Genomic DNA, 16,272 nt, shown 5'->3' with positions numbered 1-16,272 from the left:
GCACCACACCTTCGCCCTGGTCACGCACAGGTAGCCAAATACCGGTCCGCTCCAACCCGAAACGCCACTCACGACCCACGCCACCCGGTCGGCTGATCCACGCTTATCCCGCGCTTACCCCCTCCCGGGGCAGACTGACCTGGTGAGAGTGCTGGTAGTGGAAGACGAGCGGCTCCTGGCGGACACGATCGCCGAGGGCCTGCGACGGTTCTCCATGGCCGTCGACGTCTGCTACGACGGCGAACAGGCCCTGGACCGGGTGGGGGTGCACGGCTACGACGTCGTCGTGCTCGACAGGGACCTTCCCGTCGTGCACGGCGACGAGGTCTGCGCCGCGGTCCTCAAGACCGGCGGCGAGGCGCGGGTCCTGATGCTGACGGCCGCCGCCGACGTCAACGACCGGGTCGCCGGGCTGGGGCTGGGCGCCGACGACTACCTGACTAAACCGTTCGCGTTCGCCGAACTCGTCGCGCGGGTGCAGGCGTTGTCGCGGCGCGCGCGGCCGGCGCTGCCGCCGGTGCTGGAACGCGGCGGCGTCGTCCTCGACCTGCCCCGGCACCAGGCGTCCCGCGACGGCCGGTTCCTTCCCTTGTCCCCCAAGGAATTCGCGGTACTGGAGGTGCTCATGCGCGCCGAAGGGGCCGTGGTCAGCGCGGAGGAACTGCTGGAGAAGGCGTGGGACGAGCACGCCGACCCGTTCACGAACGCCGTCCGGGTGGCGATGATGACGTTGCGGCGCAAACTCGGCGATCCGCCGGTGATCGAGACCGTGCCCGGCGCCGGTTACCGGTTCGGGTCATGAAACCGCTCCGGCTTTCCCTGCGCACCAAGCTGACCGCGCTCTACGGCGGGGCGTTCCTGGTCGTCGGGCTCGCCTTGCTGATCGTCAACTACCTGCTGGTCAGTTCGTCCCTGCCGGACACGGCGGCGTTCGCGAACGACAGTGCCGCGGGGATCTCCCTCCAGCGCGCCCAGGCGTATCCGCTGGACGAGGCGACCATCATGCCCGTCGAGCGCGCTCAGGCCACGCAACTGGTCGCGACCTCGATCACCGAGTACCGCTCGGACGTTCTTTCGACGCTGCTTTGGCAATCCCTGGTGGCGCTGGCGATCGCGGGCGCGCTCGCGGTGCTGTTCGGCTGGATGATGGCGAGCCGCGTGCTGCGGCCGCTGCACGCGATCACTTCGACCGCGCGGAAACTCGAGGCCGAGAACCTCGACCGGCGGATCGACCTCGACGGTCCCGACGACGAACTCAAGGAACTCGCGGACACCTTCGACGGCATGCTCGACCGGCTCGCCGTGTCGTTCGACAGCCAGAAACGCTTCGTCGCCAACGCCTCCCACGAACTGCGGACCCCGCTCGCGGTGCAGCGCACGCTGGTCGAGGTGGCGATGGCCGATCCCGACGTCAGCCCGGAGGTCCGGAAACTCGGCGAACACCTGATCTACACCAACGAACGCAGCGAGCGGATGATCGAAGGCCTGCTCGTGCTCGCGCGCAGTGATCGCGGCCTGGCCTCACGCGGCCCCGTCCGGCTGGACGAGGTCACGGCGACGGTGATCCGGTCGGCGGCGGCCATGGCCGAGGAAGCGGGCGTCACGGTGGAGTCGCGGCTGCGGCCGCGGACGGTGTCCGGCGACCCCGTACTCCTGGAACGGCTGGTCACGAACCTCGTGCACAACGCCATCACCTACAACCGTAAGGGCGGCTGGATCCACGTCGACGTCGGCGGCGATCCGGCGCTGGTGGTGCGCAACACCGGCCCGCAGGTGCCGCTGGACGCCGTTCCCGCGCTGTTCGAGCCGTTCCGGCGGCTCTCGGGCGACCGGACCGGGGATTCGCGCAACGCCGGGCTCGGCCTGTCGATCGTCCGGTCCATCGCGACCGCGCACGCCGGGACCGCGGGCGCGGAACCCGGCGGCCGGGGCGGCGGACTGGTCGTCCGGGTGCGGCTGCCTTAGATTCCCCCGATCGTGACGGTGTGTGTCCGGCGCGTCACTCTGCGAGCCACGGATTGCTCCAGCAGAATGCACTTGCTGCCATGAACAAAATAGTGAGCAGGACACATGACATCGGCGCGCCTCGCACGTCAAGGCGACGCGCCGTACTAGCGTTGACACCCACAAAGGTGAAGAGCAGGGGAGGCGAAAATGCGAGCGCTACGAGTGGTCGGGCTGCACGAGGACGGTAAGTCCATCGTGTGCGAAGACCCGGCGAGCCGCACGCGTTTCCTGCTCCCCGCGGATGAGAGGCTGCGAGCGGCGGCGAGGGGTGACATCACCCGCCTCGGCCAGATCGAGATCGAGTTGGAGAGCCAAATGCGGCCACGCGAGATCCAGGCACGAATCCGGGCCGGTGAGTCCGTGGAGCAGGTCGCGAGCAGCGCCGGTGTCACCGTGCAGCGTGTCGAGCGGTTCGCGTACCCGGTCCTGCTCGAACGTTCGCGTACCGCCGAACTGGCCCAGCGCGCGCACCCGATCCGCGAAGACGGCCCCGACGTGCAGACGCTCGGCGAGGTCATGGCGCACTCGTTCGGTCTCCGCGGCCACGACTACAGCCAGGCGACCTGGGACTCTTGGCGAGGCGACGACGGCAAGTGGGTCGTCGTGCTGAGCTGGAAGGCCGGCCGGTCGGACAACCGCGCGCACTGGTCGTTCGCGCCCGGCGCGCACGGCGGCACCGTGCAGGCGCTCGACGAGAACGCCGAAGTCCTGCTCAACCCCAACGCTTACCGCGCTCCGCGCACGGTCCGGGCACTGGAACCGGCCAAGGAGGCCGTCGTCCAACCCACTCTCGACAGTGCTCCCGAAGAGCAGGTCGCGAAGGTGATCGACGCGCCGATAGCGGAGCCGGAAGAAGACATCGAGCCACCACCTCCGGCTGACGAGCCGGCGGAAGTGGCCGAACCCGCTCCACGGGCGAAGGGGAAGAAGAACCACCCCATAGTCCCATCCTGGGAAGACGTCCTCTTGGGCGTCCGATCGCAACGAGGTTGAATTCGCACGTAATGGCCCCTTCCGGTGGAGGGGCCATTACGTGCGTCCAGGGACCTGCGCGATCAGGGATTTCGGCGCCACGAGGCAGTACGCGCCGGTGACGATCCGCTCGATCTCGGCCCAGTCGACGTCGACGTCCAGCCGCACCCCGAGCCATCCCCGGTGCCCGACGTACGGCGGCCGGAAGAATCGCTCCGGCTCGGCGCTCACCAGTTCCTCCTGAGCCCCGGGCGGCGCCGGGCACCAGAAGGCCAGCTTGTCGTCGTGATGCCGATCGGCGTACATGACGAACGTCTTCTTGCCGCGCACGAACCAGGTCGGCTCGCCGTGACTGAGCCGCTCGGAGGTCTCCGGCAGCACCAGGCACAGCCGTCTGAGTGAAATGAGCGGATCACCGGCCATGGATCTCAGTATCCCCGTTCCGCGAACGTGTCTAGAAGACGACGATCAGCACGCCGATCCACGCGATCACGATCCCGGCGGCGGCCCCGAAGGACGCCCACCGCACGATCGGGACGCGCCGCGCCAGCCACAGCGACGGCGTGATCCCGCCGGTCACGACGGCGGACGCGAGCAGCGCCAGCCAGCCGTTGGTCTCACGCGCGAGGGTGTTCGCCAGCGCCAGCATCGCGACGACGACCACGGCCGCGGCGAACGCGGAGACGGTCAAGCCGGTCAGCCAGGGCGTCGGCTCCCCGGCGGGATCCGGCGTGCCGAAAAGGCGCCGCGCGAGTTCGTTGCGGGGAGTGGGGGCGGGCGGGTCGATCATGACGCCGTCGCCGGAGACGGGGTCGACGAACCGGACCGACGTGCCCATCGTGGCGGCGACCCGCTGGGCGAGCTGGCGGCCCCGCTGGGAAACCACGGAAGCGGCCTCGGTGCCGGTTTCGCCGGGGCGGGCGGCGGATCCGACCGCGGACGCGACGCGCGCCCACTCGTGCAACGCCTGGGCGAGGTCTGAACCAATCGCGAGTGAATGCGGGTCCACCTCGCGGGCGGTTTCGCCGCCGGGCCCGGCCAGCACCGCGCGTCCCTCACGGATCCGCAATTCCATGGGTTCTCCTCGTGATCGCTCGGGTGCTCACGATAGCGGGGGACGCGTCTCGTAGAACGCGATCGCGCCCGCTGTGGCGACATTCAGCGAGTCGACGCCCTCCGGCATCGGAATCCGCACCGCGACGTCGGCGGCAGCGATGGCCTCTTCGGTCAGGCCGGGGCCCTCGGCGCCCAGCATCAACGCGACCTTCTCCGGCGTCTGGTCCCGCAACTGGCGCAGCGAAACGGAATCCGCACGAGGAGTGAGGGCCGCGATACGAAAACCGCGTTCCCGCAGCAGTTCCAGATCCGATGGCCACGATCCGAACGTGGCGAACGGGACCCGCAGGACGTGCCCCATCGAGACGCGGACGCTGCGCCGGTACAGCGGATCCGAACAGCCACCGCCGAGCAGGACCCCGTCGACACCGAGCGCGGCGGCGTTGCGGAACAGCGAACCGAGATTTTCGTGGTCACCGACGCCTTCGAGCACAGCGAGCACCCGCGCGCCGTCGATGACCTCTTCCACCGTCGGTGGCGGAACGGGCCGGTCCGCGACCGCCAGCACCCCGCGATTCAGGTGGAACCCGACCACCTCGGCCATCGTCTCGGCCGACGTCACATAGCCGGGGGCGTCGACTCCTGCCAGGTCAGCGCCCAATTCGCGAAATCGCCGCTCCACTCCGAGGAGGGCGCGCACCGGGTACCGGGACCTGAGGAGACGCTCGACGACGACGGTGCCTTCGGCGATCACGAAGCCACGCCCACCCGGCCTGTCGGGCCGCCGATCGGCTGTGGACAAGTCGCGGAAATCGTCGACCCGCGGGTCGGCGGGGTCGTCGATGGTGATCAGTTCAGCCACCTGGAGAGTGTGTCATCCGCCCGCTGCGAGCCGTTTGCCTCCGAACGTCTACCGGCAGGTGGTACGAACGGGCGCATTTTGCTGTAAGTTAACCCCTGGTGACAGAGAGCACCAGTTTGGCCGCTAGCCGGGCGACGGCGATGCGTGAAACCGTTGGGCCGCCTGGCAGTCCCGCCTGGAATCCCGCGGAGCGTGGCCAATGAGGAGCTCGACGAACATGGGTAAGGATCTTTCTGCGGAACCCTGCGGACCGCAGGATCGCGGACGTTACCGGCGGAAGGTCCAGCGCTGTCTCGACACCCTGGCCCGTATGCTCACCGATGGAAGCTTTTCCTTCCCTCGCAAGAACATCGGGCTCGAGGTCGAACTCAATCTGGTCGACGCCGAACTGCGCCCGTCGATGACGAACACGACGGTCCTCGAGGCGCTGAACGATCCGTCGTTCACCACGGAACTCGGCCAGCACAACCTGGAGCTCAACGTGCCGCCGCGGCCGCTGGCCGGCGAGTCCGCGTTGCAGCTGGAGGAGGATCTCCGCGCGTATCTGGGCGCGGCCGCGCGCAAGGCCGAGGAATCCGGCGCCTCGCTGGCGATGATCGGCATCCTCCCGACCCTGCGGCACGAGCACTTCGACCAGAAGTGGCTCACCAACAACGCCAGGTATTCGCTGCTCAACGACCGGATCTTCGCCGCGCGCGGGGAGCGGACCGTGCTCTCGATGGAGGGCGCTCCCCTGCCGGGCAGGCAGCCCGAGCGGCTGCGCAGTTACTCCGAATCGATCCTGCCCGAGGCCGCCTGCACGTCGGTCCAGCTGCATCTGCAGGTCGCGCCGGAGGAGTTCGCGGCGCATTGGAACGCGGCGCAGGCGCTGGCCGGGGTGCAGATCGCCGTCGGCGCGAATTCGCCGTTCCTGCTCGGCAAGACACTCTGGCACGAGACCCGGATCCCGCTGTTCCTGCAGGCCACGGACACCCGGCCGGAGGAACTGAAGAACCAGGGCGTGCGGCCGAGGGTGTGGTTCGGCGAGCGATGGATCACGTCGATCTTCGATCTGTTCGAGGAGAACGTCCGGTACTTCCCCGGTCTGCTGCCCGAAACCGACAGCGAGGACCCGGTCGAGGCGCTCGACTCGGGCCAAGCCCCGAAACTCACCGAACTGCGGATGCACAACGGCACCGTCTGGCGCTGGAACCGGCCGGTCTACGACGTCGTCGACGGCCTGCCGCATCTGCGGGTGGAGAACCGGGTGCTCCCCGCCGGCCCGACCGTCGTCGACATGGTCGCGAACGCCGCCTTCTTCTACGGCGCGCAAAGGGCGCTCGCCGAAGCCGACCGTCCAGTGTGGACGCAGATGTCGTTCCAGGCGGCCGAGGAGAACATGTACGCGGGCGCGCGAAAGGGTTTCGACGCGCAGCTGTACTGGCCGGGCATCGGCTGGATCCCGCCGGACGAGCTGGTGCTGCGGGTCCTGCTGCCGCTGGCGCACGAAGGACTACGCCGTTCGGATGTTTCGGACGAGGCGCGAGAGCGCTACCTGGGCATCATCGAGCAACGGTGTCTCACCAGGCGGACCGGCGCGGCGTGGCAGCGGGAGTACGTCCTGCGCGCGGAGGAGCGCGGCGCCGAGCGGGAGACCGCGCTGAACCGGATGCTGGGCAGGTACCTGGAGCTGTCGGCGACCGAGACGCCGGTGCACACCTGGTCGCTCGAGGCTTAGGCTGACCTCCCAGGGAGGTGGCGCTTGCCGAAGATCATCGGCCGGTCGCTGGAGGAGCACCGGCGTGAGGTCCGCAGCAGGGTGTTCGACGTCCTGCGCGGGCAACTGTACGAGCGCGGGTTCGACGCGATCACGCTCGCGGGTGTCGCCGCCGAAGCGGGCCTCGGCCGGACGGCGATGTACAACCACTTCCCCGACAAGGAGAGCCTGCTGGTCGCCTTCGTCGAGGACGAGGCGACGCGGTACGTCGAACGGCTGACGGCGGCGGTCGCGACCGCCGACACCCCGGTCGCGAAGCTTTCGACGTTCGTCCGGCTGCAGCTGCGGGTGCTGGCCGAGTACCACCTGCCGCCCGGGACGGCGCTCGCGTCGGCGCTGGCACCCGCGGCGTACCGGAGGATCAGCGCGCACGCCGACCCCATCACCGGCCAGCTCCGCGAGATCCTCGCCGAGGGTGTGCCGGAGGAGGATCCCGACGTGCTGATCCCGATGATCACCGCCGCGCTGGGCAGCCGCCAGGTCGTCGACGTGCCACCCGAACGGCTGGACGACGCGATCGAAGGAGCCGTCCGCTTCGTGCTCAGAGCGGTCGGAATGGCGGAAAACCTTGAAGATTAGGGTAGCCTAACCCGCAGTTGTGCCTTACGCTCTTTCTGACAGCATGTCAGAACGATGCTTGGAGGCTCTGCCCATGCCGGTGACCACCGACGTCGAATCCGGGCCGTTCTCCGCGGCCCTGCGCGCCTCCACGTTGCCTGCCCACGAGCGGGCCAACCACTCCGTGTACATGAACGCGCTGCTCGGCGGCGAGCTCACGCTCGAGGGGTACACCCGGCTGGTGATCCAGTACTACTTCATCTACCAGGCCATCGAGCAGGCCGCCGACAAGCTGGCGCAGGACCCGGTGGCGGGCAAGTTCGTCTTCGAGGAACTGCGGCGGCTGCCGAGCCTCGAACGCGACCTCGAACACCTCGTCGGCCCGGACTGGCGCGAGACCGTCCGCCCGCTGCCGTCGACCGAGCGCTACGCGCGGCGCGTGGCCGAGGCGTCGGACTGGTCCGGTGGCTTCGTCGCCCACCACTACACCCGCTACCTCGGCGACATCGCCGGCGGCCAGGTCATCCGGCGGCTGCTGGAGCGCAAGTACGAGGTCAGCGAGGCGGGTTCGCTGTTCTACCACTTCGACCAGCTGGGCAGCGCGCCCAAGTTCCGGGACAACTACCGCGAGCAGCTGAACTCGGCGCCGTGGACCGAGGACGAGCGCGCGCGGCTGATCGACGAGGCGATCGTGGCCTTCGAGTGCAACATCGCGGTCTTCGACGAGCTCGCGGGAGAGCTGGACACGTACCGGGCCGCTTGACCTCGTGAGTGGTAAGGACGGTTCTAACCGTCCTTACCACTCACGAGCCCTACGCTCTCTTGCGCCGCGTCACCATCGTCACCAGCACGAGTCCGCCGCCCAGCAGCAGCAGGCCCCACAGCAGCCACACGCCGCCGTCGACCCCGGTCGACGCCAGCGCCGAGTCCGGCCGGTACTTCACGTCCGGCACCAGGTCGTCGGAGCCGGAACCCGAACCAGCGCCGGGACCCGGACCGGCCCCGGCACCACCGGGCAGGTTCGCGCACGCGGCGCCCAGGGTCACCGTCGCGTCGTCGAGCACTTCGCCGACCTTGTAGAACTTCGCGAACGCGTCCGCGTTGCCCAGGATGACCTTGACCCCGGCGACGCTCACCGCTCCCGCGCTCTCGGTGGTCTTCGCCACCGAAAGATCCAGCGAAGCGAGCGCGACCCCCGGACGGTCGACCGGCGGCGAAGGCGCCCCGCCGGTCGTCTTCAGTTCGACGTCGGCGTAGAGCGTGCCCTTCCCCTGCGCCACGACCACCTTAGGCCGTCCGATCGACAGCTCGAAGGAGTGACTCGGATAGCCGAAGGTCACCTTGCCCCGGAACTGCGTCGTGAACTCGGTCGCCGACTTGTACTGAGCGCTCTCGAAGCCCCACCGGTAAGCCCCGCTCGGCGGACCCGTCCCGGTGATCTTGTCGATGTCGGTGATCTCGACGCCGTCGGCCGCGGTGATCGACGTGCCCGTCCCGATGCCGACGTAGCGGCGGAAGCTCTGTTTGAAGCCCCACAACAGATTCCCCTGCGCCACCGAGCCCGGGGTGAACACGCACGCCGACGAGGAGGTCGTCGTGGTCGGTGCGGGACCGGAGGTGGACGTCGGCGGGGAAGTCGGCGTGGTCGTCGTGGGCGGGGAGCCGACCTTGCCGGGGAAGGCGATCCGGCCCGCGTCGACATCTTCACCCGGCTGGTAGAAACCGGCGAACGCGTCGGCGCCCTCCTTGGTCAGTTTCGCCGACTCGATGTCGACGACGACGTTGTCCCCCGCCTGCGACGGCGCCTTCAGCTTGAGGTCGGCGAACACCACGTCGGATGGTGCCCTCACCTTCGTGGGCGCGGCTTTGGTGCCGTAGAAGGAATAGCCGACCTTCGCGGTGAGCTTCCCGGTGCCGTCACCGGCGAAGGTGATCCGGGGGTCGGCGAGGGTGAAGTCCCAGATCGTGTGCGCCTCGAAGGTGTACGCGACCTGGCCGGTGTACGAGACCACGCCCTTGCCGGAGTCCCATGTGGACGATCCGTACTTCCATTTGTACGGGAACGGCTCGACGTTCGGCGCCGAGGGATCCAGCACCGCCCCGTTCGACGGCGTCACCGTGCCGCCGCCCCGGGTGATGTAGCTCCGCCAGGACTGACGGACGCCCCAGCCGAGCCCGGCGCCGGCGTCACCCGGTCCGGGATCCGGATCACCGATCCCGGTGAACTTCAGCGGCGTCTTGCTGTCCCAGGTGAGCACCGGGGTGTCCCAGCCGAAGACGAACAGGCTGAACGGCTGCGTCTTCGCGCTGTAGGTCGTGCCGCTCGCGACGTACTCGGCCTTGATCGTGACCGTGTACTCCCAGTTCCCGCCGTCGTCGAGCAGGATCTGGCTGCCGACAGCGTTCTTCTTGATCAGGCGGCTGACCTGGAAGTCCTTACCGGTTCGATCGCGGACGTCGGCCTTCGCCGGGCCCACCCGGAGGCCGAAACCCTTGGCGTCGTTGGCGGCCGGATCGAATCCTGTGCCCTTGACGACGATCTTCGTGCCCGCCGGGTCGAGCCCGGTGCTCGGCGTCACGGTCACCTTCGGCGTGAACGGATCGGCGGCGAGCGCCGGGGTGACGGCGATCCCGGCCACCAGCGCCGCACCGGCCAGCACGGCGCCCCATCTTCGCAAGGACACTTCATTCACCTTCCGCGTTTCGGGTCCGCTTGCGGGCCCGGATCAGGGGGACGGCGAGCGCGGCGATCAGCACCACACCCGCCACGACGGCGATCCACCACCACGAACCGGGTTCCCCGCTCTGCGCGGCGGGCTGCACGGCCGGAGCCGGAGCCGCCACGGGCTGGGATTCCACAGTGGACACCGGTGGTGGCGCCGAGGACGACACCGGCGCCGCGCCGGAGGAGGGCAGCGGCGCCGGTGAAGACGAAGGAGGCGGCGGCGCGACGGCCTGGGTCGTGGGCGCCTTCGGCACCGCGAACGCCACCGGGGTGAAGGTCTCGTTGTTCGCGTTGACCACGCCGTGCGCGCCGACCGTGATCAGTCCACAACGGACTTTGAGGCAATCGACGTCGACGATGTTCCCGGTCCGGTCGGCGGCCTTGAACCGCGCGCCGGGGAGCACGATCTTCGTCGACCAGGTCCCGTCGGCGGCGATCTCGCCGTTGGCCGCGGACGCCGTGTCGCTGCCCGGGAAGGCGAGGAACCGCTGGAAACCGTTGTTGTCCTTGGTCTCCTTGTCCTTCACGTAGCGGTAGCTCGCGCCGGCCGCGCCGCCCTGGCTCGGCTGCCACGCGCCGTCGGCGACCCAGCCGAACAACAGGTAGATCCCGCCGTACCCCTTCGGCACGGACTGGAATCCGGTTCCCTTGACCTGCAAGGACGTCGCGTACTCCGGATCCGCGGAGCCGGGCGAGAACGTCACTCTCGCGCCCGCCGCGGCGGCGGGCATCGGCGCGGCGATCACGAGCAGGCCCGCGGCGACGGCCAGTATCGTCAGCTTCTTCATCGGCGCTCCTCGGCCGCTCGGTGGGGCAGGACGATCGGTTTCCCGGTGCGGGGATGGGTGAGGACTTCCACGGGATGCCGGTAGACCTCGCTGAGCAACGACTCCGTCAGCACTTCGACGGGGGTGCCCTCGGCGGCCAGCTCTCCTTCGGACAGCACCGCGACCCGGTCCGCGTACGCGGCGGCGAGCCCGAGGTCGTGCAGGACGACGAGCACCGCGTCCCCCGCCTCGGCCCGCGCGGTCGCGAGGGTGAGGATTTCCTCGCTGTGCCGGAGATCCAGTGCGGCGGTGGGTTCGTCGAGCAGCAGGACACCAGCCCGTTGCGCGAGTACCCGCGAGAGCGCGGCCCGCGCCTGCTCGCCGCCGGACAACGTGGTGAACCGGCGTTCGGCGAACTCGGTCATCCCGGTCGCCTTGAGCGCGGCCGCGATCTCTGTCTCGTCGAAGTCCTCGGCTTCCGTTCCCTCCCAAGGCGTCCGGCCCATCCGGACGACCTCGGCGACGGTGAACGGGAAGGTCACGGTGTTCTGCTGTGGCAGGACCGAACGCAACCGCGCGAGTTCGATCCCGCTCCAGCCGCTCAAGTCCTTCCCCGCGACGAGGACGCGGCCCGATTCCGGCCGGAGGTCCCCGGCGAGCAGGCCGAGCGTGGTGGACTTGCCCGCACCGTTGGGTCCGACGACCGCGAGGACCTCGCCCGCGTGCAGCCGCAACGAGACTTCGCGAAGCAGGGTTTTCCCTTCCACCGCGTAAGAAACCCGCTCCAGTTCGGCGGCGACGGCACCGCGTTCCACGGGTTCGGGCAAGGCGATGTCCCGCCGGGAGAAGAACCTCATGCCCAGCCTCCCGAACGACGCCGGGTGCGCAGCAGCAGCCAGAAGAAGAACGGGCCGCCGACGAGCGCTGTCAGCATGCCGATCGGCAGATCCGCGTAGGTGAACAGGGTTCTGGCGCCGAGATCGGCCGCGGCGAGCAGCAGCGCGCCGCCGAAGAGGCTCGCCGGGATCAGCACGCGGTGCCCGGGACCGAGCAGCATCCGCAGCCCGTGCGGCACGATCAGGCCGACGAACCCGATGATCCCCGAGTACGAAACGGCCGCCGCCGCCATCAGCGCGACGACCACGACAGCGCCGAGCCGCAGCTTCTCGACGTCCACGCCGAGATGCCGGGCCTGCCGCTCCCCCAGTGCGAGGAGGTCGAGTTTCCGCGCGAGCGCGATCGACACGACGACCCCGACGGCGACCAGCGGCAGCACGGTGACGACGTACGGCCAGCGCGAACCGGCCAGCGAACCCAGTTGCCAGAACACGATCTGTTCGCGGGCGGCCTGGTCTGCTGAGAACATCAGGAACGAGATGATCGCCATCGCGACCGCGTTGACCGCGACCCCGGTCAGGATCAGCGTGACCACCTCGGAACGCCCGCGCGACCGCGAAAGCGCGTAAACGAGCAGTGTCGTGACGAGCCCGCCGGCGAACCCCAAGGCAGGCGTGGTGAAGGCGCCGAAGAAGGTCCAACCGGCCACAATGGACAGACTCGCGCCGACGGCCGCCCCGGACGAGACCCCGACCACGGCCGGTTCGGCGAGCGGATTGCCGAACACCCCCTGCATCAACGCGCCGCAGACCCCGAGGACCCCGCCGACCAGCAACGTCATCACCACGCGGGGGAAACGGACCTGCCACAGCGCGCCCTCGGCGAACGGGTCCAGCCGCGGTTCCGCGAGCCCGAACCGGTGCAGCACCGAATCGAAGACCTGCGACAGCGGGATGCCGAACTGCCCGCTGCCCGCGGAGACGAGCGAGATCCCGAGGACACCGGCGATCAGCACGGCGAAGACCGCCGTCACCCGGAAACCGCGGTTCATCCTGGGTCACCCGGGGCGTAGAGGGCCCGCGCCAGCGCGTCGAGCACGCCGGCGGTGAGCGGTCCGAAGCTCAGGATCTGCGAGTCCGCCATGTCGACGATGCGGCGATGCTGCCCGGCGGGGGTCTGCGCGACGCCGGGCACCTGGAGCGCGCCGTCGACCCCTCCGACGGACTCGAGTCCCTTGGTCATCATGAGGATCACGTCGGGTTTCGCCTTGGCCAGCGCCTCCGGGTTGACCGGGCGCATGCCCTCGATCCCCGCCTCGGTGGCGACGTCGACGGCGCCGAGCGCGCCGATCAGCGAATCGGCGCCGGAACCCTTGCCGAACAGGTGATACACCCCGGCCTGCCCGCGCATGTACAGGAAGACGACGCGGAGTTTGCGGGCCGGATCAGCGGGGGCGAGCTTCGCGATCTCCGCCTTCTTGGCGTCCACCTCACCGGCCAGCCGCGTCGCGAGGCGTTCGCCGGACTCCGGCACGCCCAGCGCTGCGGCGACCTGGCGCACGATGTCGCCGACGTTGTCCATCGAGCGCTTCGCGTCCACGACGACCACGGACACCCCGGACGCGCGCAACTGCAGCACGACGTCCCAAGGGCCCAGTGTGGTGTCGGTGATCACCACGGTCGGCCGCAGCGCCAGGATCGCCTCGGCGTTGAGCCGATGGCCGTTCACGGTGACCAGCGGCAGGTTCCTGGCCGACGGGAACCCGGTGGAGACGTCCCGGCCGACGACGTTGCCGCCGAGGCCGAGGCCGAACACGGTCGCCGCGAGGGTGCCCGACATGTCGAAGGCGAGGATCCGGCTGGTGTCGGTCACCGTGACCGGCGTGCCCTGGTGGTCGGTGATCATCGCCGGGAGGTGCTGCGCGGCCGGTTTGTCGCCGGTGATGTCCGCCTGCGCCAGTCGCGCGGTACCGGGCCCGGTCCGGGTTTTCGGCTCCGCCAAGGGCTCGACCTGGGAAAGCGGCCGGAGATCGGCACCGGTTTCGGCTGCTTTCGTGGTCGCCAAGGGCGGTGCCGAGCAGCCGCTGACAACGATGACGAGGAGCAGAGCGACCGTGGGCAGCAACCCCCTTGACAACATTAGGCAAGGCTAACCATATTTACCTGGCGATAGGTAAGCCTTGCCTAAGGCTGTGACCTCCTTGTGATCGAAGGGAACTACCCATGTCGAAGAGATCGGTCCTGCTCCGCGCCGCACTGGTCACGACCGCCGCCACCGCGGCCGTCACCGCGCTCGCCGCCCCGGCCTCGGCCGCGCCGGGCAGTGCGACCAACAACGGCAAGACCCTCTCCGCCTCCAACGCCACCGGCCTCGCCGCCGCCGGTGAGACCATCACCGTCACGGGCAGCGGCTTCAGCTCCACCGAGGGCTACTACGTCGCACTGTGCGCCGTGCCCGAGGACTACAGCTACGGCATCAAGCCGAGCCCCTGCGCGGGCGGCGACGGCCAAGGCGGCACCGGCGTCGGCCCGTCCTCCTGGGTCACCAACTTCCCCGGCGGCTCCTCGCCGATCGCCGCGAACGGCACCTTCACCACCCAGATCCGGATCGCCGAGGTCAACAACGGCCTCGATTGTTCGGACCCGTCGGTGACGTGTGCCCTCGTCTCGCGGCGCGACCACTTCGCGTCCAACAACCGGAACTCGGACGTCTTCATCCCGGTTTCGTTCTCCTGACGCGGGCCGTGGGGTAGGGCTCGCCCTACCCCACGATCGGCGGCCCACCGGATCCCGCGACATCCCGGAAGACCCTAATTTTCCAGGTATGTTCCGGATCGCGGCCACCGCCGTACTTTTGACCCTCACGACGATCGTCACGGCTCCCGCCGCCCAGGCCGCCACCCCGTCCTCCGCCGCCGGGGTCTTCGACGAGATCGTCCCTCGAAGCCTTGCCGAACATCACATTCCCGGTGCCGCCGTGGTGGTCGTCGAAGGGGACAAGACCGTCTTCTCCAAGGGCTACGGAGTGTCCTCAATAGACACTCAAGCGAAGGTGGACCCGGAGCGCACGGGCTTCCTGATCAACTCGGTCGGCAAGTCGATCGCCGCCACGGCCGCGATGCAACTGGTCGAGCAGGGCAAGCTCTCGCTGGACGCCGACGTCAACGGCTACCTGAAGTCGTTCCAGCTGCCCGACACCTTTCCCGGCCGTCCGGTCACCCTCTTCTCCCTGCTGACCCACACCGCGGGGTTCGAAGACCACGTGTACCGGATGTTCACCCCGCGCGACGAGAAGCTTCCGCCGCTCGCGGAACACCTGGCGACGGAGATCCCCACCCGCGTCCGGCCGCCCGGCGAGTACGCCGCCTACTCCAACTACGGCTTCGCCCTCACCGGGCACCTCGTCGAGCTCGCTTCCGGACAGTCCTATGCGGACTATGTCCGTCAGCACGTCTTCGAACCGTTGGGCATGAAGAACAGCAGCGTCGCGCAGCCCACTCCGGACGTCCCGCTGGCCACCGGCCACCGCTGGGACGGCTCGGCGCAGGTCGTCCCGCCCGCGAACTTCGGCCCGGAACCGCCCGCGGGCGACGGGAACGTCGCCACCCCCGCGGACATGGGCCGCTACCTCTCCGCGAACCTCGTGCCCGGCACGTTCAGCCGCTCCCTGCTCGACCAGATGCACGGCGCGCGGTTCCGCAACGACCCGCGGCTGCCCGGAGTGGGCTTCGGCTTCTCGGAACGGCGGCTGAACGGGCTGCGCCTGGTGGAGAAGGTCGGTGACTCGCCGGGCTTCCTGAGCGTGCTGGAGCTGATCCCGGAGAAGAACACCGGCGTGTACCTGACGTTCAACGGCGGCGCGTTCTCCGGCGACGCCGCCGCGGTCACCTTTAAGGCCTTGAAGGCGTTCCTCGACCGGTTGCATCCCGCCGTACCCGTCTCCGCGCCGAAACCGCTGGCCGGCGACGTCTCACGGTTCGAGGGCAGCTACAACAGCACCAGGCTGGACTTCGACGACTTCACAAAGGTCCGTGCGCTCGCGGGCGCCGTCTCGGTGACCGCGGACGGTGACGGCGTGCTGACGACATCCGGTCTCGGCGAAGGCACCCGGCGCTGGACGCAGACCGAGCCCGGGCTGTTCACCGACGAGGGCGGCGAGCGGATCGCGTTCCGCGAGTCCGGCGGGCAGGTCCTGCTCTTCTCCGGCGACGACCCGAGCTCCTCCTACGAACGCACGTCGTGGCTCGAGTCGTCCTCCACGCACCTGCTGATCCTCGGTATCGCGCTGCTGCTCCTGCTGGGCGCGCTGCTGTGGTGGCCGATCCGCGCGTTCGTCCGGCGTGGCCGGGAGCGGCACTCGAAGGGCGCCCGTTTCGCGACCGTGGCCGCCTGGTCCGCGGCGCTGGCCGTGACGCTGTTCGCGGTCGGTTTCGCCCTGCTCATGAGCGACCTCAGCGGGGCCGCCGTCGCGCTGACTTCCGGACACTCCCCGTTGCTGAGCGTCACCTTGCTCCTGCCGAACGCCGTCCTGCTCCTGACCGCCGCCGCCGTCGTCTGCACGGCGCTCGCATGGCTGCGCGGTTGGTGGAACACACCCGCCCGGATCACCTACACGGTGGTTTCCGTGGCACTGATCGCCTTCCTCGGCGTAATCGCGTCCTATCACCTGGTGGGATTGCCCTACCTGGCTTGATGACCGCCGTCACACTGCCTTGACCTCCAGCTAACTAGAG

The 16,272-nt window shown here is 69.3% G+C and carries 16 protein-coding genes; 8 read left to right on the top strand and 8 right to left on the bottom strand.

From position 1 onward, the window contains the following. Positions 1-142 precede the first annotated feature (142 nt). From ACLJPX_RS12455 to sepH, 3 genes are all read left to right on the top strand, one after another. Positions 143-802: a response regulator transcription factor gene (locus ACLJPX_RS12455; protein ID WP_101610847.1), complete on the top strand. Its 660-nt coding sequence runs from the start codon at positions 143-145 to the stop codon at positions 800-802. Further along, positions 799-1,965: an ATP-binding protein gene (locus ACLJPX_RS12450; RefSeq protein ID WP_410600207.1), complete on the top strand. Its 1,167-nt coding sequence runs from the start codon at positions 799-801 to the stop codon at positions 1,963-1,965. Before ACLJPX_RS12455 ends, ACLJPX_RS12450 begins: the two co-directional genes overlap by 4 nt. Before the next feature lie 189 nt (positions 1,966-2,154). Further along, positions 2,155-3,000, top strand: coding sequence for a septation protein SepH (gene sepH / locus ACLJPX_RS12445; protein WP_410600206.1), 846 nt, complete (start codon positions 2,155-2,157; stop codon positions 2,998-3,000). Between the two features lie 36 nt (positions 3,001-3,036). Here sepH and ACLJPX_RS12440 read toward each other — a convergent pair whose 3' ends face one another. Genes ACLJPX_RS12440 through ACLJPX_RS12430 form a run of 3 tightly spaced genes read right to left on the bottom strand, consistent with a single transcriptional unit; the run spans position 3,037 to position 4,897 of the window. Further along, positions 3,037-3,402, bottom strand: a complete 366-nt coding sequence (locus ACLJPX_RS12440) for an MmcQ/YjbR family DNA-binding protein (protein ID WP_410600205.1) — start codon at positions 3,400-3,402, stop codon at positions 3,037-3,039. Between the two features lie 31 nt (positions 3,403-3,433). Next, positions 3,434-4,054, bottom strand: a complete 621-nt coding sequence (locus ACLJPX_RS12435; protein WP_101610851.1) for a DUF2537 domain-containing protein — start codon at positions 4,052-4,054, stop codon at positions 3,434-3,436. A gap of 27 nt (positions 4,055-4,081) precedes the next feature. Next, entirely contained in the window at positions 4,082-4,897 is an 816-nt protein-coding gene (locus ACLJPX_RS12430; RefSeq protein ID WP_410600204.1) for a TrmH family RNA methyltransferase, read from the bottom strand. A gap of 217 nt (positions 4,898-5,114) precedes the next feature. Between ACLJPX_RS12430 and ACLJPX_RS12425 the strand changes: the two genes are divergently transcribed. From ACLJPX_RS12425 to ACLJPX_RS12415, 3 genes are all read left to right on the top strand, one after another. Next, complete coding sequence (locus tag ACLJPX_RS12425) at positions 5,115-6,614, top strand: glutamate-cysteine ligase family protein (protein WP_410600203.1); 1,500 nt, start codon at positions 5,115-5,117, stop codon at positions 6,612-6,614. A gap of 24 nt (positions 6,615-6,638) precedes the next feature. Further along, the gene (locus tag ACLJPX_RS12420) at positions 6,639-7,232 is read left to right on the top strand and encodes a TetR/AcrR family transcriptional regulator (protein ID WP_101610854.1); all 594 of its coding nucleotides are present in this window, start codon (positions 6,639-6,641) and stop codon (positions 7,230-7,232) included. A 73-nt stretch (positions 7,233-7,305) separates the two neighbouring features. Continuing rightward, positions 7,306-7,974 carry a heme oxygenase (biliverdin-producing) gene (locus ACLJPX_RS12415; protein ID WP_410600202.1) on the top strand — a complete coding sequence of 223 codons (669 nt, stop codon included), beginning with the start codon at positions 7,306-7,308 and terminating at the stop codon, positions 7,972-7,974. 49 nt (positions 7,975-8,023) lie between these two features. On the opposite strand, the gene ACLJPX_RS12410 is transcribed toward ACLJPX_RS12415, so the two are convergent. The 5 genes from ACLJPX_RS12410 to ACLJPX_RS12390 are packed head-to-tail and all read right to left on the bottom strand — an operon-like array spanning position 8,024 to position 13,679. After that, positions 8,024-9,895 carry an HtaA domain-containing protein gene (locus tag ACLJPX_RS12410; RefSeq protein ID WP_410600201.1) on the bottom strand — a complete coding sequence of 624 codons (1,872 nt, stop codon included), beginning with the start codon at positions 9,893-9,895 and terminating at the stop codon, positions 8,024-8,026. Between the two features lies 1 nt (position 9,896). Continuing rightward, positions 9,897-10,724 carry a hypothetical protein gene (locus tag ACLJPX_RS12405; RefSeq protein WP_410600200.1) on the bottom strand — a complete coding sequence of 276 codons (828 nt, stop codon included), beginning with the start codon at positions 10,722-10,724 and terminating at the stop codon, positions 9,897-9,899. Next, complete coding sequence (locus tag ACLJPX_RS12400) at positions 10,721-11,560, bottom strand: heme ABC transporter ATP-binding protein (protein ID WP_410600199.1); 840 nt, start codon at positions 11,558-11,560, stop codon at positions 10,721-10,723. Before ACLJPX_RS12400 ends, ACLJPX_RS12405 begins: the two co-directional genes overlap by 4 nt. Next, on the bottom strand, positions 11,557-12,591 hold the full coding sequence (locus tag ACLJPX_RS12395; RefSeq protein ID WP_410600198.1) for a FecCD family ABC transporter permease: 1,035 nt from the start codon (positions 12,589-12,591) through the stop codon (positions 11,557-11,559). Before ACLJPX_RS12395 ends, ACLJPX_RS12400 begins: the two co-directional genes overlap by 4 nt. Continuing rightward, a complete protein-coding gene (locus ACLJPX_RS12390) occupies positions 12,588-13,679 on the bottom strand; it encodes a hemin ABC transporter substrate-binding protein (RefSeq protein WP_410600197.1) in 1,092 nt (363 codons plus the stop codon). Before ACLJPX_RS12390 ends, ACLJPX_RS12395 begins: the two co-directional genes overlap by 4 nt. Before the next feature lie 83 nt (positions 13,680-13,762). Here ACLJPX_RS12390 and ACLJPX_RS12385 point away from each other — a divergent pair, with 83 nt between their 5' ends. Next, positions 13,763-14,275 (top strand): hypothetical protein, encoded by a 513-nt coding sequence (locus tag ACLJPX_RS12385; protein ID WP_410600196.1) that lies wholly within the window; start codon positions 13,763-13,765, stop codon positions 14,273-14,275. Between the two features lie 88 nt (positions 14,276-14,363). Next, positions 14,364-16,232: a serine hydrolase domain-containing protein gene (locus ACLJPX_RS12380; protein ID WP_410600195.1), complete on the top strand. Its 1,869-nt coding sequence runs from the start codon at positions 14,364-14,366 to the stop codon at positions 16,230-16,232. The last annotated feature ends 40 nt before the right edge of the window (positions 16,233-16,272 follow it).

Origin of the sequence: Amycolatopsis sp. lyj-90, from assembly GCF_046549035.1 — a bacterium.
In the GTDB taxonomy this organism is placed as follows: domain Bacteria; phylum Actinomycetota; class Actinomycetes; order Mycobacteriales; family Pseudonocardiaceae; genus Amycolatopsis.
This window is presented reverse-complemented; position numbering and strand designations above follow the sequence as displayed.